Source organism: Sulfurimonas sp. (genome assembly GCF_041583195.1).
In the GTDB taxonomy this organism is placed as follows: Bacteria; Campylobacterota; Campylobacteria; order Campylobacterales; family Sulfurimonadaceae; genus Sulfurimonas.
The window spans coordinates 35,429-61,651 of sequence record NZ_JBFHGL010000003.1 but is presented as its reverse complement, the minus strand read 5'-3'; the positions used below and the strand labels follow the sequence as shown (position 1 = coordinate 61,651).

General features: G+C 32.6%; 18 protein-coding genes. 9 read left to right on the top strand and 9 right to left on the bottom strand.

What is annotated here, in order from left to right; genetic code table 11:
- Window positions 1-69: 69 nt before the first annotated feature.
- Window positions 70-1,746, bottom strand: coding sequence for a formate--tetrahydrofolate ligase (locus ABZA65_RS03685; protein ID WP_373070726.1), 1,677 nt, complete (start codon window positions 1,744-1,746; stop codon window positions 70-72).
- 165 nt (window positions 1,747-1,911) lie between these two features.
- Here ABZA65_RS03685 and ABZA65_RS03680 point away from each other — a divergent pair, with 165 nt between their 5' ends.
- The 6 genes from ABZA65_RS03680 to ABZA65_RS03655 are packed head-to-tail and all read left to right on the top strand — an operon-like array spanning window position 1,912 to window position 9,370.
- Window positions 1,912-2,340, top strand: a complete 429-nt coding sequence (locus ABZA65_RS03680; RefSeq protein ID WP_373070724.1) for a FixH family protein — start codon at window positions 1,912-1,914, stop codon at window positions 2,338-2,340.
- A gap of 10 nt (window positions 2,341-2,350) precedes the next feature.
- Window positions 2,351-3,535, top strand: a complete 1,185-nt coding sequence (locus ABZA65_RS03675; protein WP_373070722.1) for a TolC family protein — start codon at window positions 2,351-2,353, stop codon at window positions 3,533-3,535.
- Complete coding sequence (locus ABZA65_RS03670) at window positions 3,532-4,491, top strand: efflux RND transporter periplasmic adaptor subunit (protein ID WP_373070720.1); 960 nt, start codon at window positions 3,532-3,534, stop codon at window positions 4,489-4,491. Before ABZA65_RS03675 ends, ABZA65_RS03670 begins: the two co-directional genes overlap by 4 nt.
- Window positions 4,492-4,496: 5 nt before the next feature.
- Window positions 4,497-7,568, top strand: coding sequence for an efflux RND transporter permease subunit (locus tag ABZA65_RS03665; protein WP_373070718.1), 3,072 nt, complete (start codon window positions 4,497-4,499; stop codon window positions 7,566-7,568).
- Between the two features lies 1 nt (window position 7,569).
- The gene (locus tag ABZA65_RS03660) at window positions 7,570-8,226 is read left to right on the top strand and encodes a response regulator transcription factor (protein ID WP_373070716.1); all 657 of its coding nucleotides are present in this window, start codon (window positions 7,570-7,572) and stop codon (window positions 8,224-8,226) included.
- Between the two features lie 55 nt (window positions 8,227-8,281).
- Window positions 8,282-9,370, top strand: a complete 1,089-nt coding sequence (locus ABZA65_RS03655; protein WP_373070714.1) for a sensor histidine kinase — start codon at window positions 8,282-8,284, stop codon at window positions 9,368-9,370.
- On the opposite strand, the gene ABZA65_RS03650 is transcribed toward ABZA65_RS03655, so the two are convergent.
- On the bottom strand, window positions 9,360-9,890 hold the full coding sequence (locus ABZA65_RS03650) for a MarR family winged helix-turn-helix transcriptional regulator (RefSeq protein ID WP_373070712.1): 531 nt from the start codon (window positions 9,888-9,890) through the stop codon (window positions 9,360-9,362). The two genes, ABZA65_RS03655 and ABZA65_RS03650, sit on opposite strands and share 11 nt — an antisense overlap.
- A 92-nt stretch (window positions 9,891-9,982) precedes the next feature.
- On the opposite strand from ABZA65_RS03650, the gene ABZA65_RS03645 reads away from it, so the two are divergent.
- The 3 genes from ABZA65_RS03645 to ABZA65_RS03635 are packed head-to-tail and all read left to right on the top strand — an operon-like array spanning window position 9,983 to window position 15,409.
- Complete coding sequence (locus tag ABZA65_RS03645) at window positions 9,983-11,218, top strand: TolC family protein (RefSeq protein ID WP_373070710.1); 1,236 nt, start codon at window positions 9,983-9,985, stop codon at window positions 11,216-11,218.
- Complete coding sequence (locus ABZA65_RS03640; RefSeq protein ID WP_373070708.1) at window positions 11,215-12,306, top strand: efflux RND transporter periplasmic adaptor subunit; 1,092 nt, start codon at window positions 11,215-11,217, stop codon at window positions 12,304-12,306. The genes ABZA65_RS03645 and ABZA65_RS03640 overlap by 4 nt, the downstream gene beginning before the upstream one ends.
- Window position 12,307: 1 nt before the next feature.
- Window positions 12,308-15,409, top strand: coding sequence for an efflux RND transporter permease subunit (locus tag ABZA65_RS03635; RefSeq protein ID WP_373070706.1), 3,102 nt, complete (start codon window positions 12,308-12,310; stop codon window positions 15,407-15,409).
- Between the two features lie 28 nt (window positions 15,410-15,437).
- On the opposite strand, the gene ABZA65_RS03630 is transcribed toward ABZA65_RS03635, so the two are convergent.
- From ABZA65_RS03630 to ccsA, 7 genes are read right to left on the bottom strand one after another with little or no spacing between them, the layout of a single operon-like run.
- Window positions 15,438-16,901, bottom strand: a complete 1,464-nt coding sequence (locus tag ABZA65_RS03630) for a DASS family sodium-coupled anion symporter (protein ID WP_373070704.1) — start codon at window positions 16,899-16,901, stop codon at window positions 15,438-15,440.
- 9 nt (window positions 16,902-16,910) lie between these two features.
- On the bottom strand, window positions 16,911-19,493 hold the full coding sequence (locus ABZA65_RS03625; protein WP_373070702.1) for an EAL domain-containing protein: 2,583 nt from the start codon (window positions 19,491-19,493) through the stop codon (window positions 16,911-16,913).
- Window positions 19,493-20,734 (bottom strand): hypothetical protein, encoded by a 1,242-nt coding sequence (locus ABZA65_RS03620; protein ID WP_373070700.1) that lies wholly within the window; start codon window positions 20,732-20,734, stop codon window positions 19,493-19,495. The genes ABZA65_RS03625 and ABZA65_RS03620 overlap by 1 nt, the downstream gene beginning before the upstream one ends.
- Before the next feature lie 25 nt (window positions 20,735-20,759).
- A complete protein-coding gene (locus ABZA65_RS03615; protein WP_373070698.1) occupies window positions 20,760-21,389 on the bottom strand; it encodes an HAD family hydrolase in 630 nt (209 codons plus the stop codon).
- A gap of 2 nt (window positions 21,390-21,391) precedes the next feature.
- Complete coding sequence (gene hemH, locus ABZA65_RS03610) at window positions 21,392-22,342, bottom strand: ferrochelatase (protein ID WP_373070696.1); 951 nt, start codon at window positions 22,340-22,342, stop codon at window positions 21,392-21,394.
- Window positions 22,339-23,043, bottom strand: coding sequence for a DUF2461 domain-containing protein (locus tag ABZA65_RS03605; RefSeq protein ID WP_373070694.1), 705 nt, complete (start codon window positions 23,041-23,043; stop codon window positions 22,339-22,341). Before ABZA65_RS03605 ends, hemH begins: the two co-directional genes overlap by 4 nt.
- Before the next feature lie 10 nt (window positions 23,044-23,053).
- Window positions 23,054-26,173, bottom strand: coding sequence for a cytochrome c biogenesis protein CcsA (gene ccsA, locus ABZA65_RS03600; RefSeq protein ID WP_373070692.1), 3,120 nt, complete (start codon window positions 26,171-26,173; stop codon window positions 23,054-23,056).
- Window positions 26,174-26,223 lie beyond the last annotated feature (50 nt).

The window sequence follows — 26,223 nt, the reverse complement described above, 5'->3', positions numbered from 1 at the left end:
TATTTCTTTCAAAACATATATACCAAATATCCTATCTATATCATCATTATTGGATATATGCAGCTACTATTAAAATAATCCTGTAATTTCACCGTCATTATCAATATCTATTTTTTCAGCTGTAGGAATTTTTGGTAGTCCCGGCATTGTCATAATATTCCCTGCTATTGCAACAATAAAACCCGCACCATTTTCCAGTTTTACATCTGTAATATCTACAGTATGGTTTTTAGGAGCGCCTCTTTTTAACGGGTCTGTAGAAAATGACATCTGTGTTTTAGCCATACATATTGGCAGTGAGCCGTGAGTTTGTTGAAGTTTTTCAATCTCCGCTTTTATTTTCGCACTAGCAGTTATCCCTTTAGCTTTATATATTTTTGTTGCTACTGTATTTATTTTGTCCCATAAAGGTGTCTTGTCATCATAAAGAAATTTAAATTCATTTTTATCATTTTCAATACTATTTAAAACTTCTTTTGCAAGTCCTTCTGCTCCCTTAGAGCCATTTGCCCAATGCTTTGCAATGACACACTTAACTCCCATCTCTTTACATCTATTTTGTATAAGTTGAATCTCCTCATCTGTATCAAATGTGAAATGATTAATTGAAACAACTGGCTGTAAGCCATAATGTTTTTGTATATTTTTAATATGTCGTTTTAGGTTCTCAAAACCTTTATTTAATGCTTTTAAGTTCTCTTTATTAAGATGATCAAGTTCTACATTTCCATGATATTTCAATGCTCTAATAGTTGCTACTAAAACTATTGCTGATGGTTCTATTTTAGAGCTTCTACACTTTATATTTATAAACTTTTCAGCTCCAAGATCTGCTCCAAATCCAGCTTCAGTTACTGTATAATCAGCAAGTTTCATAGCCATATCTGTAGCTATTACAGAATTACAGCCGTGAGCTATATTTGCAAATGGTCCACCGTGAATAAAAGCTATATTGTTTTCTAAAGTTTGAACAACATTTGGTTTGATGGCATCTTTTAAAATAGCAGCCATCGCACCATGAGCTTTTAGATCACTTGCGAATACAGGAGTAGCATCATCTTGTCTGTATCCAATTATAATTCGCCCTAGCCTTTCTTTTAAATCGGCACGATTTATTGCTAAACATAAAATGGCCATAACTTCAGATGCAACAACAATATCAAATCCATCTTCTCTTAGATAACCATTTGCAGGTCCGCCTTGACCTACCGTTATTTTTCTAAGGGCCCGATCATTCATGTCTACTACACGCTTCCACTTTACTCTTCTAATATCAATATTTAGTGCATTTCCATGATTTATATGATTATCTATCATAGCCGAAAGAAGATTATGTGCCGCAGCAATTGCATGAAAATCCCCTGTAAAATGAAGGTTAATATCCTCCATTGGTACAACCTGAGAATAACCACCGCCTGCTGCTCCGCCTTTTAGTCCAAATACAGGACCAAGAGATGGTTCCCTTAAACATATAATTGATTTTTTTCCAAGTGAATTAAGTGCATCACCAAGACCGACTGTCGTAGTTGTTTTCCCCTCACCTGCAGGTGTTGGATTTATAGCAGTAACTAAAATAAGTTTACCGTGACTTTTTTTATGTGAAAGTTTTTCGATGTATTCAAGTGAAATTTTACCTTTGTAATGACCATACGGTTCTATATCTTGTTTAGGTATATTGAACTTTTTTTCTACTAAGTCAACAATGGGAATCATTTGTGCCTGATGTGCTATTTCTATATCTTTCATTGTAAATCTTTTTATCCAATTTTATAAATAATTTTTATCATTCAATTGATTATATCTAAAAATAAATTACATATATTACTTAATAAAATTGGTTCCAAAAACTATACACGATTTCTACACATTGAATACTTTATACTTACACAATATTAACTTTAGGAGTAAGAAATGAAAAAGGTAGTTTTAGGAGTTATATCTCTAGCAGCAGTTACATTTGCAGCGGGTTTTTCACAGATGTGTAATGTAGGAGGAATGGACTTACATCTCTCTAGTGAGAAAAACCTTACACTTGGGGCTAATAAGTTCCATATAAATATGATGGATGGTTCTAAAGGTATGCATGACGTTAAAGATATGAGAATTAAGTTTTTCATGCCTGAAATGCCGGGAATGCCTTATATGGAAACTAAAGACATTTGTAAAAAAACTGAAAAAAAATATGAATGCGATGCTAACTTCACTATGAACGGTACATGGCAGTATATGATGTATGTTACAGACAAAGACGGCAAACAACATAAATATAGAAACAGTATAAATGTAGGTGGATCACATATGATGGATATGAATGACGATGAGGGTCATATGAATCACTAAAGGGTTTAAAATGTTGTATAAAGGCTTATTTTTTATATTTTTAGCAGTAAATATTTTTGGAGACTCTCTAGATGAATTGTTAATTCAATTAGAGAAAAATTCCAGCTTGATTCAGGCTCAAAAATCTATTGTATCTGCTAAACAAAAAGATATATCGATACAAACTAACTACAAAAATCCAAAGCTTAGTTTTGGAGTCAACGATATTATGCTCTCAAAAGACAAATATAACAAGTTTGACCTAGAACCTATGCAGACTCAATATATTGCTATATCACAAGAGATTGAGGATGGTGATAAAATAGATTCTAAAAAGTCGATAGCCCTTTATGCACTTCAAAAAGAGAACTTTGTTTTAGAGGACCTTTATTATGATCTTTTAAAACAATTGCGTCAAATAAATATACAGATCATAAAGAGTAAAGAGATTCTATCTTTGCTTGATAAAAAGATCTTAAATCTAAATACTTTGAAAAAATACTTTATAAATACAACCAGTTCAATGACAAATATATCCCTTTTGTCAAAAGCTGATGAAAAAATATATAAAGCCAAAGAGCAAAAATATAACCTGCTTACAAAGATAGATAATCTACAAAACAGATTTTCATATATATTAGGCGAGCAGTATAATATATTTAATGACGATCTAAATAATCTGAATGATCAAGAAGAGTTTGAACTCACACCTAAATATAAAGCTTATGAGATGGATAAAAATATTGCTAAAGAGCAAGTCACATATGCAAAATTAGAAGAGTCACCAAACTTTACATTTAATTTTTCATATAACAGAAGAGAGAGTTTTGATAATTATGTAAATGTAGGTATAGCTATTCCTTTACCTATATATGGTACCGAAGAGGAAAAAGTTATAAAAACTAATGAGTTATTTAGAAAAAGTACATTTGCTGAAGATGATTTTTTAAGAAAAGTAAAAATGAAATACGAAAACTATAAGTCGAAAACACTTTTTTTAAAAAATTCTCTAAATGACATTACTTTGGTTATAGAGAGTTTAGACTCTGAACTCTCATATAGCAACAATAATTTTAATGATGTGTCAAATACACCTCAAATAATTGAAAACAGAAACAAAAAGATTGATTTTGAGATTAGGAAAGTTCAATTACTAGAGCAAATAGATCTAAGTCGTTTAGAAATAGACTATATTACGAGAAAGAGTAAACTATGAAAACTTTTTTATTGATTTTATTATTGTTTTACAATCTACATGGAAAAACTTTTGAGCAAAAGTTTAATATAGTTAGTATATCTCCAAAGGTTCAAACAAAACAAAATACAAAAGAGTTTTATGGAACTATACAATATAACCAGAAGAAGATATACGATATTACAACACGTTTTGACGGCTTTGTAGAAGATCTTTATGTTGATGATACTTATGAGAACATAGTAAAAGGTCAAGCACTATTTAGAGTATACTCAAAAGAGATATACAATCTTAAAAAAGAGTTATCATCTTTAAAACATCTCGATAAAAGTCTACAAAGCACAATAAACAAAAAACTATCTTTATATGACATAGACCCAAAAAGCTTAAAAAGTGCGGAAAACTTTGACTTTTTATCTAAATATTCAGGTGTTGTTATAGAAAAAAACATTAATAATGGCTCATTTATAAAAAGTGGAAAAGTTCTTTATAAAATAGCAGATACCTCAACAATGTGGCTTATGGTCAAGGTATATCAAAAAGATATCGACTTTATCTATAAAGGGATGGATACCTCTTTCCACATAGATGGACTTGCTCAACGATTTTCAGCAAAAGTATCTAAAATATATAAAAACATAAACCCTAAAGAGCTTACTTTTGATGTAAGGGTAGAAGTTTCAAACATACAAGACAAACTGTTTAATAATATGTTTGGAAAAGTTATCTTTGCAGATAAAGCTAAAGAGATGTTGACACTGCCAAAAGAGGCAGTAATTACAAAAAGCAATAAAGACTATGTGTTTATAAAAAATGGAGACTTTTATGAACCTATAGAAATTCAAGCCGTTAATATGGGCTCTTACTTTCAAATATTCGGCGGTTTAAACAAAGATGACAAAGTGGTAAAAAATGCTCTGTTTTTACTTGATAGCGATGCCGTTACAAACGGTTTGTTTAGCAACGATGAGTGGTAAAGAAGATGATCTCAAAAATTATAGAATATAGTGCAAGACACACATTTTTAGTTTTACTGTTGATGCTTATACTCACTGGGCTTGGTATTTGGAGCATAAAGAACACATCTTTAGATGCCCTGCCTGATCTCTCTCCACCTCAGGTAATATTGCAGATTAAATATCCTGGACAATCTCCTCAGATTATTGAAGAACAGGTTTCTTACCCGTTAATATCTGCACTTATGTCACTACCAAAAATAAAAACAGTCCGTGCAATGAGCAGTTTTCAAAACGGTTTAGTTTATATAATATTTGAAGATAATGCTGATATATATGAATCAAGAAGCAGAATACTAGAACAACTCTCATCAATTCTACCTGGCTTGCCTAAAAATGCCAGAGTAGATATGGGACCAGATGCTACAGGTGTAGGCTGGGCATTTCAATATGTATTAAAATCAGACAAACTGGACTTGGGAGAGCTTAGGAGTTATCAGGACTTTTATTTAAAATATGGTCTACTTGGTGTTGACGGGGTTAGTGAAGTGGCAGCTGTCGGCGGATTTACACAAGACTATCAAATTGTACTAGACCAAACTAAGATGATCCAATATAACATTGGTCTAGCTGAAATACTGAAAGTAATAAAAGCTAATAATCAAGACAGCGGTGGTGGAGTTGCACTAAATAACGGTTATGAGAAAATAATAGAAGCTAAGGGTTATGTAAAAAGCATTAGCGATATTGAAAACATTGTTCTAAAAGTAAATAATGATTCTCCAATTCTTGTAAAAGATATTGCAAGCGTGCAAAAAGTACCAAGTAGCAGACGCGGTGTTGCTGATTTCAATGGTGAGGGTGAAACCGTAGGCGGTATAGTACTGGTTAGATACCAGCAAAACCCTTATGAAGTTATACAAAAAGTAAAAGAGAAAATAAAAACTTTGCAAAGTGAAGACGTTGAGATCGTTACGGCCTATGATAGAAGCTCATTAATAGACAAAGCTATTGATACTCTAAAGCATACACTGCTTGAAGAATCTATTATAGTGCTTATTGTAACATCTGTTTTTCTTTTCCACTTTAGAAGTGCATTAGTTATAATCATCACCCTTCCCCTTACTGTAATCATAAGCTTTTTACTTATGAAGATGTTTAACATCGGCTCAAATATTATGAGTCTCGGCGGTATTGCCATAGCTATAGGTACAATGGTAGATGCTTCTATCGTAATGGTTGAAAATGCACACAAACATCTAAGTCAGCATAAAGATATTAACAATAAACAAAGGATACAAATAATCTTAGAGTCAAGCAAACAAGTTGGTCGCCCTATATTTTTTGCTTTAATGTTAATAGTAGTCTCTTTCTTACCTATATTTGCCCTAAGCGGTCAAGAGGGAAGACTGTTTTCTCCTCTGGCATTTACAAAGACATTTACAATGATAATAGGTGCTTTTCTTTCTATTACACTGGTACCTATTTTAATGATATATTTTATCAAAGGTAAGATTCACTCTGAAGATCAGAACCTGCTAAATAGGTTTTTTATATCTCTATACACACCTATTTTAAAACTTTTTTTAAAACTTCGTTACGTTGTAATTATAGTAGCTATAGGTATTATAGTTGCGATCTACCCTCTTTACAATATGCAAAAATGGGAGTTCATGCCGCTGCTTAATGAGCAGGACTTTATGTATATGCCGGTAACACCTTATGGTATAAGTATATCTTTGGCAAAAGACCTTACACAACAAACTGACAAAATAATCAAAAGCATACCTGAGGTAAATACCGTATTTGGTAAAGCGGGTCGCGCAAATACCGCAACAGATCCCGCTCCTCTTGCTATGATCGAGACTATAATTACATTTAAAGACAAGTCTGAGTGGAGAGAGGGAATGACTTATGATAAGTTGATGTATGAACTAGAGAAAAAACTAAAAATAAACGGGCTTATAAACTCATGGACTTACCCTATTCGCGGCCGTATAGACATGCTGCTAACGGGTATCAGGACACCACTTGGTATAAAACTATATGGAAACGACAACAAAGAGCTGGAGAGCATATCTTCAGAGATAGAACAAAAACTAAGAACACTTAAACAAAGCCTTAGCATATCAGCCGATAAGTCAAACAGCGGTTACTATTTAAGTGTTGAGCTAAAAGAGAAAAACATGCAACGCTATGGTATTAGCAAACAAGAGATCTTAGACACAATATCTTACGGAGTCGGAGGTAATCAAATTTCTACGTTTGTAAAAGATCTGGAACGCTATCCTATTTCACTGAGATTTAAAGGCAATCAAAGAGATGATCTACATGCTTTAAGAGACCTGCTCATAAAAACTAAGAACGGATTTCAAACTCTGGATACATTTGCAAACATTACATACAAAGAGGGAGCTAGTGTAATTAAAAGTGAAAAAGGGATGAAAGTCTCTTTTATATATATAACTCCGCAAAGCGGTGTAAGTGTAGATGAATATAAACAAGAAGCCATAAAGGTACTGAGTAATGTACAACTTCCAAAAGGCTACTATTATGAGTTTTCAGGTCAAAGTGAGTATTTAGAGTCAGCTAAAAAAAGACTGACTCTTATAGTACCTATTGTAATTGTGAGTATATTTTTACTTATCTATTTGGCTCTTGGTGATCTTTTATATGCAAGTGTCGTATTTGCAACTCTGCCTTTTGCTATATTTGGCGGTTTGTTTTACATAGACTATCTTGACTTTAATATATCGGTTGCAGTTATAGTAGGCTTTTTAGCCCTGCTTGGAGTTGCAGCTGAGACAGCTATAGTTATGATCATATATCTTAAAGAGGCTCTTGAAGACAAAACAATATCAACAGATGCTGCTATACAAAAAGGTAGTGCAGGAAGACTAAGACCAAAACTGATGACGGTATTTGCAATACTTGGAGGACTACTGCCTATTATGTACATTGATGGTGTCGGGAGTGAAGTTATGCAGAGAATTGCAGCACCTATGATAGGCGGTATAGTTACATCTGCTATTTTAACACTACTAGTATTACCATCACTCTTTAAGATAATAGTCGATAGGAAAATGATACAATCTTGACATGAATATACTGCTTTTAGAAGATGATGTTATTTTATCTGAGATCATTAATGAGTATCTTACAGACAAAGGCTACAATGTAGACTGCTCGTTTGATGGGATAGATGCTTATGATCTAGTTGAGTCAAAACATTATGATTTGATGGTCCTTGATGTAAATGTTCCTCATCTAAGCGGGTTTGAACTTCTAAAACTTTTAAAAGAGAATTCAATAAACATTCCAAGCATATTTATAACTTCCCTAAACACTGCAGAAGATGTCAAGGAAGCTTTTAATATAGGGGCAGATGATTATTTAAAAAAACCATTTGATTTGATCGAGTTAGATGTAAGAATAGAACACTTGATAAAAGTGCATAATTTAAAAAGTGACATAATAGCACTAACCAAAGATATAGAGATTGACCCAACCGCACATACTCTAAAAGTTAAAGATAAAATGTTGAGTATTCCAAAAAAAGAGTTTGATATACTAAAGTATTTTGCTAACAATCCTAACAGATTTATATCTCAAGAGGAACTTATAAACAATATATGGCAAACAAGTAATATACCAACAGATGCTACGATTAGGACATATATAAAAAATATTCGTAATCTAGTAGGTAAAGAGTTTATAAGTTCACAAAAAGGAGTCGGCTATAGACTTAACATCTAGTGAAAAAAAACTTTTTTATAAGTTTTTAGGACTTTATTTCAGCTCATCACTTCTTTTGATCATATCTATAGGATTTTTAGTTTATAACTTTGAAGCAAAGCAGATAATGTCTCATCAAAAAGATAGTATGCAAAACGCTGCATTACAGATTGCTGCAAAAGTAATTACATCATATATGACTAATAATGAATTAGAACTACCTAATCTTGAAAAGTATCAGGTAGCATTTTTTAATACGAATAAAGACAAAATAATAGGAGATGATATTGAACATATCATCTTTGAGAAGTCTTTTTACCAAAGTTCTAAAAACAGTTATTTTATATCAGAGGCTGCACAACTGCATCACGGAGTAAAATATATAGTTCTAAAAACCAAAAATAATGATTATGTATTGGAGAAAATTCAATACAATATAATCATAACCTCTGTTTTTGCAATATTAATAATATCATTTGTAGGTTATTTTCTTGGAAAACTATTTTTAATACCAATACAGAGCGAAAGGATAAAGCTAGACAAGTTCATAAAAGACACTACTCATGAGCTAAATACGCCATTAAGTGCGCTTATTATGAGTGTTAATTCACTTAAAAAAGAGAATATAGACAAAAATATATCCCAAAGGATAGATCTTAGTGCAAAAAGAATAAACAAGATCTATTCAGACCTGACATATCTACTATTAAACAATTCAGACAAGCAAATTCAAAAGATAAATCTTAAAGATGTTATAGAAGATGAATTAAATCTATATGAACAACTTGCACACAAAAAAGGAATAACTCTTCACAAAGAGTTAAAAGAGTTATTTGTAAATATTGATAAAGAAAGTATTCAAAGGCTTGTAAGTAATTTGATATCAAACGCTATAAAATACAATAAACCATCAGGCGATCTAGAGATCTCAATAGATGGAGATAAACTTATATTTAAAGATAGCGGTATAGGTATTTCAAAAGAGGATGTAGAAAATATATTTCAACGCTATTATCGAGCCAACAACTATGAAGGCGGTTTTGGTATCGGTTTAGACATTGTAAATAATATTTGCAGTGAATATGGGATTATTATTGATATTGATTCAGATAAAAACCAAGGTACTACAGTAACACTTGATTTTTCAAAAATAGTTATTTCTTAGTTTTATTTTTTTCTATAGAGCATTCAACTTTATTGATATTTAAAAGAACTTTTTTTAGTAAAGATGATAGAAGTTCTTTTTCCTGATTATCTAATACTTCAAAATAGCTAGAGCACTCTTTTGATACATCAAATAATATAGTTTTTATAGTCTCTTCTCCACTATCAGTTAAACATACCAACATACAACGTTTATCTTTTGTATCTGGTTTTCTTGTTATATATCCTCTGGCTTCTAATCTTTTAAGAAGTTTTGTCATCCCTCCAGATGAAAAAATAGTAAAGTCATATAATTGAGTCGGGCTTAATACTTTTCCATTAGTATATAGAGAGGCTAGAACATTAACTTCCGAATGCAGCATATCAAACTTCTCTTTTAGAAAATCTTCTGCATGGCCATAAATACTTTTTTGTATAAGTGTGATCGGGATAGTCATTAGAGAAATATCCGGAAGAATTCCTTCTGAATGTTTTTGATAAAAGTTTGTTATTAGGTCTTGATTTACATAGTTATTTTCCATTTTGAAATTATAGCAGAAATTATATCTTTCTAGAAAGATACTTTTAAGTTCTGTTTTGATAATATTCTACAAAATACAATAAGGGAGATTTTTTGAGAAATATAATAGTTATACTTTCTTTACCTGCATTTATATATGCTTACTCATTAAATGAACTAGTTGATATTGCACATGAGAACAGACTGGTAAAATCTGCTAAGCACTCATTAAATGCAAGTGAAAAAAGTTACGACAGTACACAAAGTTCCTATCTGCCAACTATAGAAATCGGTGCAAGTGCCCAATATGCTTCTAAAGAATCAGCAGCACTTCCGCAAAATACCATTAAAGCGTATGGTAATTTAAAATATACTATTTATGACGGCGGAAAAAAATCTGATCTTTACAATCAGTTAAAATCAAATATAGATGCCCAAGAAAAGAATTTGGAAGCTTTAAAAAACGATATATCTTTAGATGTGTCAAGACTATATTTTGAATACCTTTCTTTGCTTTCTGACAAAAAAGCAACTGAGCAAGAGATGGAGCAGTTGAAAGCAGAGTTAGCAAGACTGAATATGTTTTTTAAAAGCGGTTCAGCTACTAAAGATGAAGTTTTAAAAATAGATTCACGTGTAAAAAATTCAAATGTATCACTTCAGGAGATTGAGCTAAATATTCAAAAAGTACTACACACTCTTGAGTATTATACAACTAAAAAAATAGACACTATTACGGAGGACTCAACTATTAACTACTTAGGTGAAGAGAGTCAAGAACCTAGAGCTGATATTGAAAAACTTGAGTTTGAAGCAAGTGCTATAAAACACAGTGCAGAATCTGTAAGAAGTCAGAACTACCCTACTTTGTTTTTTGACGACACTCTAAGTCATAGCGATTATACATTTGATAATAAGTCTTTAAACATGGGGACACTTATAGAAAATCAAAATATAGCTACTCTTAACATCTCTTGGAATATTCTTGACTTTGGAGCAACTACGAAAAACTATGAAGCTACATATGAGCAGTATCTAAGTCAAAAAAGTCTCCTAGAGCATCAAAAAGCAGTTGCCGATGTTGATTACAGACTAGCACTTAAATCTTTAGAGATCTCAAAAGTAAAAATAGAAGCTACAAAATCTACACTAGATGCAGCCAGTTCAACTTATGAGCTTATAAAACTTCGTTACCAAAACGGCATAGTAGACAACATAGCATATCTACAAGCTTTAAGTGAAAAGTTTGAAGCCAGCCGCGGCTATAAAAGAGCACTTTACGATCATGAAGTAAAAAAAGCTGAACTGCTATATTACAGCGGAAAGAATATTAAGGAGTATTTAAAATGAAAAAATTAACTATATCATTAGCAGCAATTGCAATATTATTTTTAGGATGTAGTGACGATAAGAAGTCATCATCTGCAGCACAACAAAGACAGATGCCGCCTATTCCAGTAAAAGCACATACTGCTAAACTTGAGAATGTAAATTTTGAAAAAAATTACTCTGCAATAATAAAACCTTTCCAAGAAGTTGACGTAGTAGCACGTGTTAACGGACTTCTTGTAAAAGAGAACTTTACAGAGGGTTCTTACGTAAAAAAAGGCGACTTGCTTTATGAGATAGAAAAAGATGAGTACAAAGCTACTCTAGATACTGCAAAAGCAGCTAACCTAAAAGCAAAAGCAAACTACAAAAAAGCTTCAAAAGATTATGAAAGAGCATCTTATCTATTTAAAAACTCTGCAGTAAGTGAGCAAGATTTTGACAATGCTTTATACGCTTATGAAAATGCACAAGCTGAGTTAAAAAGAACAGAAGCTGAACTTAAAAATGCTCAGATTCAATATGATTATACAACTATAAAAGCTCCAATCAGCGGTATTGTAGGTATAAGTCAAAGTGATGAAGGAAACTACATAGAATCTAAAAATTCAACTTTAACTACTATAACTGCGCTTGATTCTGTATATGCTGAATTTTCAATCCCTAGTAGTGACATAGCCAAATATATATCTCAGATAAAAACAGGTTCTGATATATCTATAAAAGTTGCAAATAAAATACATAGTGGAAAAGTTGACTACATAGCTCCAAAACTAGATGCTCAAACAGATACACTTTTAGTTAGAGCAAAACTGCAAAACAAAGAAAGAGACCTAGTAATCGGTTCTTTTGTAGAGGTTTTACTAAGCGGATTTAGTTATAACAATGTTGCAAAAATCCCTCAACATACACTTATAAAAACACCTGATGCAAATCTTGTATACATTATAAAAGATGGTGTAGCTACTATGAAACCCGTTAATGTTATAGATGTTAACAACGGGATGGCTATTATTAAATCAGGTGTTCAAAGCGGTGATCAGATCATTACAAGTAACATTGCAAAAGTTAGACCAAACTCTAAAGTATCTATTATAGGTGGAGAATAATATGTTCTCTGCATTTTTTATAAAAAGGCCAGTTTTTTCAGCTGTAATGTCGATCATTATAGTTTTGGCTGGACTGATTTCTATGTTCTCACTTCCAGTATCAGAATATCCTAGGGTTTCACCTCCACAGATCACTGTATCTACTGTTTATCCGGGTGCAAGTGCCGAGACAATTTCAAAAACTGTTGCAGCACCGCTAGAAGAGCAGATCAACGGTGCAAAAAACATGCTTTATATGAACTCGCTATCTGCTGATAACGGGACTCTTGGGATTAGTATATTTTTTGAAACAGGAACCGATCCTGATGATGCAAAAATTGATGTAAACAACCGTGTTCAAGCAGCTCTTACAAAACTGCCAGAACAAGTAAAACGTCAAGGTGTTACGGTAGCTGAAAGAAGCCCTGACATGCTTCAGGTTGTTATACTTAACTCACCTAACCAAACACGAGATATTACATATATATCAAACTATGCACTTATGAATATAGTGGATGATCTAAAACGTGTAAAAGGTGTTGGTGATGTTAGAATATTTGGTGCAAAAGATTATTCTATACGTGTATGGATTGATCCACTAAAACTAAAAAAATACTCATTAAGTGTAAATGATTTGGTTTTAGCTATTCGTGAGCAAAATGAGCAATATTCCGCTGGTAAACTATCTGCTGAACCGATAGCAAATTCAGAGATGTTTACATATACTCTTGAGACACCTGAGCGTTTTAGTTCTGCCGATGAGTTTGCAAATATTATTATAAAGTCTAACGAAGACGGAAGTGCACTAAAACTAAAAGATGTAGCTACAGTTGAGCTTGGTTCAAAAAGTTATAGCATGAAAACTAAGCTAAACAATTCTCCGGCTATTCCTATGGGTATATTTTTACAAAGTGATGCGAACGCTATAGAGACTGCTGAGGAGATTCGTAAGACTATGGCTGAAGCTAGCAAAGACTTCCCAGAAGATCTATCTTATAAGATCCCTTATGATATTACGGATTTCGTTCAAGTATCTATAAATGAAGTTATCAAAACATTTGTTGAAGCGATCATTCTGGTTATACTAATTATCTTTTTATTTTTACAAAACTGGCGCGCTACACTTATACCTATTTTAGCCGTTCCAGTATCTATTGTAGGTGCATTTGCGGGTATGTATATGCTAGGATTCAGTATAAACCTTTTAACGCTCTTTGGGCTTGTACTTGCTATTGGTATAGTTGTTGATGATGCAATTATCGTAATCGAGAATGTTGAAAGACATATTAAAGAGGGACTTAGTCCATACGATGCATCAATGGTAGCTATGAAAGAGGTTTCAGGTGCACTAGTAGCAATTGTACTGGTACTATCAGCCGTATTTATCCCTGTAGCATTCTTAGGTGGATTAAGTGGTGAGATGTATAAGCAATTTGCCGTAACTATTGTTATATCACTGGCTATTTCAGGTCTTGTTGCACTTACACTGACACCATCACTGTGTGCATCTATGCTAAAACCTACGCACTCTGAGCCTAAATACTTTTTCAAATGGTTTAACAACTTTTTTGAATGGGCTACAAAAGGTTATTCAAATGCTATAAAACTAACTATTAGATATTCATTTTTAAGTATTTTACTTTTTGGCGGACTTATCTTTATTACATACGATCTGTATAAAGATATGAAAACATCACTTGTACCAACAGAAGATAAAGGTACAATCTTTGTATTTTCATACAATCCTCCTGCTGCATCACTAAGCAGAACTGATGGATTAGCAAAAGAGATTCACAATATAGTAGCAGCAGATAAAGAGAATGTAAAAAACATTGTACAGTTTGCAGGTATGGACTTTATGACATTTTCTGAACGTACATTTGCAGCAGCTACAATTGTTAAACTAACAGACTGGAAAGAAAGAACTAGAGAAGATCAACATGCACTTCAAATAGCGGCAGGACTAAACAAAAAACTATTTGCTACAAGTGATGGATTTTCTTTTGGTGTAGTACCTCCGCCTATTCGAGGTATGGGAATCTCCGGTGGATTTGAAATGTATGTTCAAGACAGAACTGGTGGTGATATAAAGACTCTTCAAAAATATGTAGGAGAGATCATTCAAAAAGCAAATGCACGTCCTGAGCTTACCGGACTTAGAACAAATCTTAACACTCGTATACCAAAATATGAGATAAACGTAGATGTTCAAAAAGTAAAAGCAAAAGGCGTATCATTAGCTGAACTATACCAAACACTTAGTGCTACACTTGGAGCTTATTATATTAATGACTTTAACTTGTTTGGTCGTACTTATCAAGTACAGATGCAAGCAGATCAAGAGTTCAGAAAAAACCCTACAGATCTAAATGATATATATGTTCGCTCTAGTAACAACGAGATGCTTCCACTTAGCTCTTTTGTAACACTTAAAGAAAGCGTTAATGCTGACCTTGTTGAGAGATTCAATCTGTTTATGGCAGCTAAGGTATCTGGTCAACCTGCACTTGGATATAGTTCAGGTGATGCATTAAAAGCAATAGAAGAAGTAGCAAATGAGGTGCTTCCTGATGGTTATACAATCAGTTGGGTAGGTAGTGCGTACCAAGAGAAAAAAATATCTAGTGCCGGAGCTATGGCATTTGTAATGGGTCTTGTGTTTTTATACCTAATCTTAGCAGCCCAATATGAGAAGTGGTTGATGCCTGTATCTGTTGTTATGGCTGTACCGTTTGCAATATTTGGTGCCGTTATAGCTACACACTTTAGAGGTTTGCAAAACGATATCTATTTCCAAATAGGGCTATTGGTTCTAGCAGGACTTGCCGCTAAAAATGCGATCCTTATTGTTGAGTTTGCTATGCAAAAGCGTAAAGAAGGAAAAGAGCTTGTAGAAGCTGCTATAGAAGCTGCTAAAATACGTCTAAGACCTATTATTATGACCTCTTTAGCATTTACTCTAGGTGTTGTTCCTCTAGCATTAAGTACTGGTGCCGGAGCAGCAAGCCGTCACTCAATCGGTACAGGTGTAATGGGTGGTATGATTTCAGCTACATTCTTAGCAATTGTATTCATACCTCTGTTTTATATACTTATATCAAAACTTATAAAAGATAAAAAATAAGATTTTAAGACCTTTCGGTCTTTTAGTCTTACCAATAACCTAACATACTCCACCAAACTCCACCGACTAAAGTCCAGATACTAAGATTTACAACACTCATAATAAAACCCATTTTCCACCACTCTTTTAAAGTGACATAACCTGAGCCGTAAACTATAGGTGATGTTCCAGTTGCATAGTGTGTTAATGACATCATTAAAGATGATGCAGCGGCTAAAATAAATGCTAAAAAATACGGAGGTGCTCCAAGAGCCAACCCAGCTGCGAAGAAAGCACCAAACATAGCCGTTATATGTGCCGTAGTACTAGCAAAAAAGTAATGTGCATAAAAATATAGTCCGACCAATATAAAAACTGATAGTTCCCAGCCGATACCCATACCTGATATATAAGTTTCTATAAGAGTTGAGAACCATTTAATAAGTCCAAGTTTATTTAAAAAAGACGCCATCATAACAAGAGCTGCAAACCAAGTAATTGTATCCCAAGCTGTTTTCTCATTTAACACATCTTCCCATGTCAATACACTAGTTACAAGCAATATAGACAAACCAAGCATAGCTACACTGGTTGCATTGAAACTAAAAGAGTCTCCAAAGATCATTGATGGCACACCAGCCCATAAAAAAAGCAATAATCCAAATACACTTATTGTAATCTTTTCATCACGGCTCATATTACCCATCTCTTCTAGTTTGTCTTGAGCAAATTTTGGAGCATCAGGCGTTTCTTTAACATCAGGCGGGAAAAAGAAATTTATAACTAATGGTACTAGTGCTATACAAACTAAACCAGGAAGCAGCATTGCTAATGCCCACTGAGTCCACGTAATACTTATATCAAGATTTGTTGCATCTGCTATAAACTTAACAACCAATGGATTAGGTGCAGTAGCTGTAATAAACATAGCTGAAGTGATTGGATTTATATGGTAACTTGACAATGCAAGATACTTTGCAGTCTTATTTTCACTTTTGTTTTCATACGGTGAGTCAAAACTTGATGCGATTGATTTCATAATAGGATGGATTATACCACCACCACGGGCAGTATTACTTGGTGTTACAGGTGAGATAACAAGCTCTGAAACGGCAAGAGAATACCCTACTCCAACCGTTTTTTTTCCAAATAGTGATATAAAATAATAGCCTATACGGTGTCCAAGACCTGTTTTAGACAAACTTCTTGAAATTATGATCGCAATACCGATTAGCCATATAAGAGGACTTGAAAACCCGCTAAGTGCATCTTTAATTGCTATCTTTGGATCAGGGTTTGTAACACCTGTAATCGCTACCAATGTAATTGCAATAACAGCTATAGAACCTATTGGCATCACTTTAGCTATTATTGCCGCAATAGTTCCGATAAACAATGCCAAAAGATGCCAAGCTTCAGGTGTAACGCCTTTTGGCACTGGGATAATAAACCAAATAGTTAGCGTTATAAGTAATACAATAACAGCCGGAAGTGTTTTAAACTCTTTTTGCATCTAATATATCTAGATATCTAATTTGGGAGCGCTAAAATGATAACCTTGAGAGTAATCGATTCCCATCTCTTTTACTTTATTTAAAATAGACTCATTCTCAACAAACTCAGCTATAGTTTTTATTCCCATTTTTTTGGCAAAACCTACAATAGTAGACACTACTATCTCTGCTTCTTTAGATTTATCAATATCTTTAATCATTGAGCCGTCTATTTTAATATAGTCCGCGTTTAGTTTTAAGAGATATTCAAAATTACTATACCCTGTACCAAAGTCATCTATAGCTATTTTACAGTTATAAGATTTTACCCTCTCGATAAAACTGTGAACCTGTTCAAACTTTTCAATTGATTCTGATTCTACAATCTCAAATACAACACGTTTACCTATCTTATATCTCTCTAACATATTGATAATATAATCGTTGATCTGCTGATCTAAGATATCTTCTATTGTAAGGTTGATAGAAAATTCATGGTTTTCATCTTTAAACTTATCAAAACTTTTTTGGATCATAATTTGAGTGATTTTATTATAATGTTTTGTTTTTTTAGATATCTCAAGGAAGAAAAACGGTGATATAAGTTTGCCTTCTTCATCTTTAAGTCTTACAAGAGATTCATATTTTTCATATTCACCTGTTTCATTGTTAACAATAGGCTGAAATACAGGGACTATATTATCAGTCTCTATCGCTTTTTTTATCTTTTTAGTCCAGTTTATGTTATTTTTATACTCATCGTTTAAAGAGATATCGTCATTATAAACAACAAAGCTTTTATTCTTTTTTTTAGCTACTTTAAGGGCCATATCTGCCGTTGATAGAATTTTTTGTTTATCTTCAAATGAGATTGCCGTACTCAGGTTTAGATATAACTCTTCTTCATCTATAACTACAGGATTTTTTGATATTTTTTTGGCTATATCTGACACATTCTCAATAAATGTTTTTCTATCAGTATATTTTGAGAATATAACGAACTCATCACCTTGTAGATGATATACTAAAAAGTCTGTATTTTCAACAATAGAGTTCAATAAACTAGACAGTTGAATAATTACATAATCACCTTTTTCATGCCCGTAAAAATCATTAACTTCTGAAAAAGAATCTACATTTAGTATAGCTAAAGCAGGTTTTTTAGAATCATTAAGATCTTGTATAAGTTTATATCTGCTACCTAGTCCTGTCAGAGAATCCGTATTTGCTATATTATCAAGCTTTTTTTGTTGTAATACCATCTGAGTAATATCATGTCTTACAGCTATATATTCAACAATACTTCCATCATCGTCTAGTATTGGTAAAATCGATATATCTACCCAATAGTCCCCATTTTTAGCTCTATTTTTTAAAATGCCTTTCCAAGTTTTTTTTGACTTGATAGTTGTCCATAAATCTCTAAATAACTCTTTTGGATTATCAGGATGTCTTACTATACTGTGAGGTTTTCCTATAATCTCTTCTCTTGTAAAACCTGTTATCTCGCAAAACTTGTCATTGACATAAGTTATTCTTCCGCTAAGATCTGATTTTGAAACTATACTTGACTCATCCATTGCGTTTTGATGGCTTTTTAGAACAGCAAAATTATTTTGCAGTTCTTTATTTGTTTTATCCATCTTATTTAAAATTTTTTCAAATCCGTATTTCACAATTAAAACAGCAACTATATATATGCTCACTAACAACAATATGACTTTTAAAATTGTAGTTTGAAAGTGTTGTGTTAAAAATGTTACGTCATTAAATATAAGTACCTTCGCACTTACATCGCCTTTAAAATCTTTATGATCAAAAAGGTATATGTCAAAAATTTTTCCATCTCTTTCTATTCTGGTATCAGTTTCTAACTTATAATCTTTTGGTAAATGTTGTATAAGTTCTTTATCGTCTAAAGTACTTGTATTTAACCTGTAGCGACCTATAAGTAAATTACCTTTTGCCGCATATTTTTTGTTAAGGATCTCTTCCTCTTTGGCAAAAATAATTCCAGATACATTATAATTTTTTTTCATTTTATTTAAAATGTAATTTGGTTTAATACCAATCTCCACCGCCCCTATATATTCACTAGAATAAAAGATAGGAATCATTATTCTGTGACCTAAGAGATGTATACCTGCTTCATACGCAGAAATAGGTTTTTTATTTTCGTGCATATATCTGCACATCTCTCTTTTTGCAGCTATATTATCATCATATAAACTTGGATTATGCATTCTTAAAAGAGTATAACCATCAGGCTTATGAAAATGCATAATTGCTACACTTTCATTCTCTTTTTTTAATAAATCCCATCTCTCTTTTACAAGTTTATAAAGTTTTTTTCTGTCTTTATTTTTTACGGCTTCTAAAATATGAGGAGAGTTTACAATACCCTCTAAGCGACTTTTGTAAAGTATTTCAATATTTTCTATAGTATTCTTATAAGCAGTTATAGTTTTTTCTCTATAAATTTTTTCTTCTCTTATAAGGTCACTATTTTCATTCATATATATATTTATAAGTGTTATAAGCATCAAAATAAATAATGCTATTGACATAAATAATAATAGTTTAAATTTCGTTCCTGTAAATCTGCGCATCATTAGTTATCACCGTAACCTTTTTGCATCTGTGCTCTTTTTGCCAGCATCTGTACACTTTGTGAAAGATCTTCACTGGCTATATGGTAGTGTTTATGAAGTTTATCTAAAGAGCCGTCTATTTTTTCCGTTAGCTCTGTAATAAGATCTTCTATCTGCTCTTTTATGTTATGTATATCTTCATCTTGAGATTGTCTTAGTTCATGAGATATTAAACTTAATTGAGATTGTGATTTTACATAGTCTGATTTTACTTCATCTATCTCATTCATTAATGATTTTAATTTTAAATATATCTCATTCACTATAGAGCTTTGTTCCTGTATCTCACTCATTTTTTTAGATGAAAGTGACATCTGCGTCAACAACATTTGTGAGTCTTTTGATATATTTGATATTTTGTTCTCACTCTCATATAAAGCTGTATCTAAACCCTCACTGTGAGACTTTAGATGTTTTAACTGATCTTCATAAGCTTTTGAGATCAGGGCTATCTTAGATATAGTTGCATTGATTATTGAATCAGAAATATTTTTAGAGATATTTTGCACTTTAACCATACTTAGTTTTACTTCTTCTAAGTCCTTTGAAAGATCCACTTTACTCTCAGCTACGTCTTTTAGCAATGCCTGCAGTTTATTATAATGGTCTTGTTCTGAAATACGCGTCATCTCAATATGTTTATGTAGAAGCTTGTCTAATGATGGCATTTGTGTGTCTATAAAATCTTTAAAAGCTTTTTCAACACCTTTGTTTAAAACTTTCATCTCTTCAAACATATCTATAAATTTATTCTGGTTAGATTTTATAGTATCGAGTGATTTTATATCCTCTTTAAACTTGTTTCTAACCTCTTCTCTTGCTGCCAAATCAGATTGTTGAGACTCGCTCATTTTAATCTCAAGTTCTGATGTGTATTTTTTAAGTTGTGTGATCTGATCAATCAAAGCTTGTGTAAATTCATACTGTTTCTTTTTTTGTTCAGACTCTACTGTCTGGTGCATGATATTCATTAAAACGTAAAGAATAAGCGATGTTAAAAGTGCAAATGATGATTCTCGTAATAGAAGAATTAAGTCTTGATATTCAGGGTGTGTTATAAAGTGTACTACACTACTAATAGCACCAATACCAATCATTAAAGGAGCATAATTGATTTTTGTCGGTTGTTTTAGGATTGATATTTGTCTTAAAAAAAGAATACCCATAATAACAAAAGATATAATAATATCAATACTAAACACCAAAAGCCCCATTTTAAAAATTATTTTAAATTATTATATCTAAAATTTCCTTGGGATTTTTTATAACTATCTCGTGATCGGACTGCGGTGTAAATCCCCATGTAGCGAAAATAGAGTTTATACCTGCATTTTTTGCACTCAACATATCTTTAGAGTTATCACCGATCATCCATGCTCTATGCTTGTCATGTTCGTAATTATAGTGTTCAAGTATATGATGAAGCATCTCAGGACTTGGTTTTGAATGTTTTACTTTATCTGCACCTATTATTACATCAAAAAGGTGTGCTACATCCAAGTACTCAAGCATTCTTTTTGCAAACTTTGTTGGTGCATTTGTAGCTACTGATATTTTTATGCCATTGTTTATTAAAGCTTCTAGAGTTTCCTTTATACCATCATAAAGGTAAGGATTCTTTACACATTGTTCATAATAATGCTCTTCAAATATATCTCTAGCACTATCTTCGTATATCTCAGTTTGATAAAAAAGATACGGAAGATTTCTGACTTCCATATTGATCGCATCTACGATAAATTTTTCACTTAACGGCTCAAGGCTGTAGTGAGTTTTTCTCACATGATTTACGGAAATAGTTATATCTTTTTGAGAATCAAGCAGTGTGCCGTCCATATCAAATATAACTACACGCATAACTATCTCATTTTATTGTATATCTCTTGCAGAGCTTCTACAAACAAGTCAGAATCATTAGGGCATCTAGCAACCCTATAATCAGCTAAACCAATCTCATCAGCTATCTCTTTATATTCGATCTCCAGTTCATAGTCTGTCTCAGAATTATCTATAGTAAAAGCTATAGGAAAGATAACAACCTTTTTACCTTTAAGCTCTTGCAACTTTTCATCTAACGATGGTGTAAGCCACTGCATTGGTCCCACTTTTGACTGATATGCTATATGTACTGATGAGAATTCCATACCTTTTTTAGCCATCATATCTTTTAAAATATCTACATGTCTAACTACATGCTTTTGATATACATCACCTCTGTCCACTATCTTTTGAGGAAGACCGTGTGCTGAGAATATGAGTTCATATTCACTATACTTTTCACCATCCAAAACATCTTCTATATTCTCTAAAATAGCTTGGTTGTATTTTTCATTTTTGAAAAAATGTTTTATCTCTGTTAGCAGTGCATCACCGCCTAATAGATGATACTGCTCTTCAAAATCTTCTAGTGATGATTTTGTTGTAGTAGTAGAAAACTGCGGGTATAAAGGTATTAGATATATTTTGTCAACATCTTCTTTATTTAAACGCTCTATAACTTCCGAAGCAAAAGGCGGCGTATAACGCATTACAAAATCAACTATAACACTATCTCCGACTTTATCTTGAAGCTTTTTTACAAGATTACATGTGTGCCCTACGATTGGAGATTTTCCACCTAGCTGCTCATAGATCTCCTGAGAAGATTCTGTTCTTGTAAAAGTTATCATTGTAGCTATAAACTTTCTTAAAAGTGAGCTTTTAACAGTAATGATATTTTTATCGTTAAACATATTTGTTAAAAATACTTCAACCTCTTCTAGGTTGTTTGGTCCACCCATATTTAAAAGTATTATTGCTTCTTTTTTCAATCTTGTTCCTCTTTTACATGCAGACTTACATCATACATAAACTGTTGTAATGGTAGCATATCTTCATATATTTTATAAAGCTTATCTATAAGTTTTTCACCATTAGTGATCAGCTTAGGATCCAGTGTCGTATATGTAGCCATACCTTTATACAAAGATAAATCCACATTACTCATATCCTTGTCAAAACCGCGTGGAAGTCGTTTATACCCTTTATCTATAACTTTGTATCCTGATGCAGTTATTTTATCTAAAATCGCTTTTAACTCGTTCCTTTTATGATCATCTTTAATATAACCTCTATAAGCATCAAGCATAGGTTTTTCAAACCATCTTACACCTACGGCTACAAACAACTCATCAGGGCTAAAATGCATATAAAATCCTGAGCTTTGAAGCCTTTTAGCGTTGCCTTGCCAAAATATGAAACCTATTCTGTGTTTGATCGGAAGTTTATTTGCACCCATGCGGCGGATATCACGATATATGCGAAAAAGAGATTTATTGATTTTAGGTTCATAATTGATAGTTGGCTCAAGCGCCATTAGATGATCACCCATCTCTTCTACAAAAAGTCGAGACGGGTTTAAAATAAGTTCTTGATACTCTTTTTTATGAGCTTCAAACCATTCTTTATTATTGTTTTTACGAATAGATTCTAAAAAAGGCAAAGCACCTTCTGCAAATCCTGTAAAACTCATATCTACTTCTTTAAGCTAATTTTCTGTTTCTGTAAGCAAATGCTATTACTATAGCGATCACTATATATGTAACAGGTACAAAATCAGGAATCGGCACAGGATCCCCTTTAGCATATGAGTGAAGCCCTGCAAGATAATAATTAACTCCAAAGTAAGTCATTATAACACTTGTATAACTAAGTAAAGATATTACTGCAAAGTTGAAATCACTGTAAAGCGCTTTAATAAATCTTAGGTGAACTACAACTGCATATACTAAAATAGTTACAAGTGCCCAAGTCTCTTTTGGATCCCAGCCCCAGTAACGACCCCAAGACTCATTTGCCCAAACACCGCCTAAAAAGTTACCTATAGTCAGCATAGCCAGACCTATCATTAAACTCATCTCATTAATAGCATTTAATTCTCTAATTGCGTTAGATATATGTTTGTCATTTTTTTGTGTTTTAGCGATAAATAAAATAATAGCTACAAATCCAAGTAAAGCACCAAGTCCCAAGAAACCGTAACTTGCAGTAATTACAGCAACGTGAATACTTAACCAGTATGATTTAAGTACAGGTACCAAGTTTGTAACTTGAGGATCCATCCAGTTTAAATGAGCTACAAAAAGTATAAGCCCTGCAAGGATAGATGTAGACGCCATAGTAAGCGGTGAGCGTTTTGAGAATATAAACCCTGCAAGAACAGTAGCCCAACCAATATAGATCATCGATTCATATCCGTCAGACCAAGGAGCATGACCTGATATATACCAACGAAGAGCCAAACCGATAGTATGCGCTACAAAGAAAAGAACTAGTAACCAAAGAGTAGCTTTTGAAAACATGTCTAATTTAAAATTTGGTTTTAAAATTTTAATAAAACTAAATATCAACAGTATAAAACCTACCAGCAGATAAAATGGATACAGGTTTTCAAAAATATTAGCTTTGTTATAAAAAACTTCCGCATTAATTTTACTATCTGAAGGGTAGATCTCTTTTCCGTAAAAATGCTGATACTCTGCTATTTTTGCAAGAGCTTCATCAGCCATAGTCCAATTTGATGTTTTAATACCCTCATCTACTGCTGAAAAATAAGCAAATGCAATGCTTCTTAGCTTTGTTGCATCTTCATATGCAAAAGTTTGAAGTGCATCTATAGTAGCAAACCATTTGTTATTTACATCACTAGGTTTAGGCCATATTTTTAAAAGTGAACCAGTATATACTGAATAAGTAATATTAACTTTTTCATCAACTTTTAAAATATCTTTATCAAACTGATTTCTATGCTTTGGCTGTTTTCTCATAGCAGTCTCTACGTATGAAGAGAGCTTATAACCTCTTATATTTTCAGGATCCATAAAAAATTGTGAAAAAGATGCGTATTTAGAACCCTCTTTTAGAGATAGGATTTTATTGATCTCTTTATTTTTTGTACGGATCATTTTTATATCTCTGTATTCGTCAGGCTTTATCATCATGCCAAGTACTACTTGAGTCGGTGTAAGAGTGTAGTTTCCAACTTTAAGATTTGTACTTCTGTGTACTTTGGCAAGTATCTCAGTAGCAAGTGTGTTTACAGGCTTCATTCTACCGCTTGCATCTTGTAGTACCAACTTACCAAACTCTTCAGAGTGTTTTTTATCAAAACTGACAATTGTTTTTATCTCAGGTGCCAAAACATTTGCCTGCAACGGAGTTAAATTAGCAGCGATTCCTACAGCTAGTATAAGTGCCGATGCACTTGAAGCTTTTTTAGCCTTTTTAGCTAAAGCTGCAAATCTGTTTTGTCTTGAAAATAGAGACCACACCATACCTACTGTCAATAAAAAATAACCTATATATGTCGGCAGTGTTCCAGGATCATTATTTACAGACAGAATTGTCCCCATCTCGTCTTGATCGTATGAAGATTGGAAAAATCTAAATCCGCGATGTTCAAGTATATTGTTCATATATATTCTATAAGGCATCTCAAGATTTTCATCTTTATCAATAAGCACTACTTCACTTGCATATGAAGATGGGCTCATAGAACCTGGATAACGATCCAATTGAAAATCTTTTAAGTGGATTGAAAAAGGCAGAGTAAGTTTTTTAGCTCCGTATGATAGATGAACATCTACTCCGTTAATAACGTTATGAGTCTCTTTAGCTTGACGACCAGATTGTCCAAACACCATAACTTCTTCACTAGTTCCGTCTACGTCTACATTAAAAATAAGTGCATCTACACCTGGTGCCATTGCCGAAGCATTAGGATTTGAGATAAGTTTTTTCTTGGCTGATGGATAAAATTTCTTTAATACAAAACCTGCATTATCTGTAGTATATAACATTCTAGTATTAAAAGATGTCTCTTTGCTTGGCTCTATTTTTCCATTTTCCTGAGTATCCATGCTTAATGTTTTCAAAGCAACTTTATGAGACAGATATAGTTTTTTATCTTTTATATATATATTGAAAATATCTTTGTTTTCAAACTTTGTATTTGAATTAAAATTAAGAATATAATCTTGAGATTCATAATATTCACCATCTCGTAAAACTACAGATTCACCTTGTCCATTAGATGTTACCATCATATCAAGGGTAGCTATTCCACCCTCTGTCTCTTCCAAAGATTCAACTACATCTGGGATATATCTAACAAGTTTTACATCTACTTGTTTTCCATCAATATTCAAACTAGAATCTAATGTATTTTGTGAGCGTTTTGATAGGTATATACTCTCTTGTGTACTTTGTGTTTTTCCATTTAATGAAGCACTTATGCTAAAATAAGTATCGGCACTAAGCATTGTATTTGCGCTTGCATTCTCACGGATATGCATACTGCCTTCATAACCTATATAACGAGTAATAGCAGCACCGATTAAAATAATTAAAAAAGCAACGTGAAATATAAAGATTGGAGCTTTCTTTACGCTAAACATTTTAAATCTTACTATATTTATAATAAGATTTATTGTTAAAAGTCCCATAAGAACTTCAAACCATAGTGCATTATATATGTCAGCTTTAGCAGTCATAGTACCGTAATCATTTTCTATAAATGTTGCATAAGCTATTGAAAAAGCAAACATCAACATCAAAACTGCCATAGTTTTCATGGAACCGAATATATTTAATAGTAACTTCATAATATCCCTTAAATTAAAAAAAGATATTATAGTTTTTAATAGATAACAGA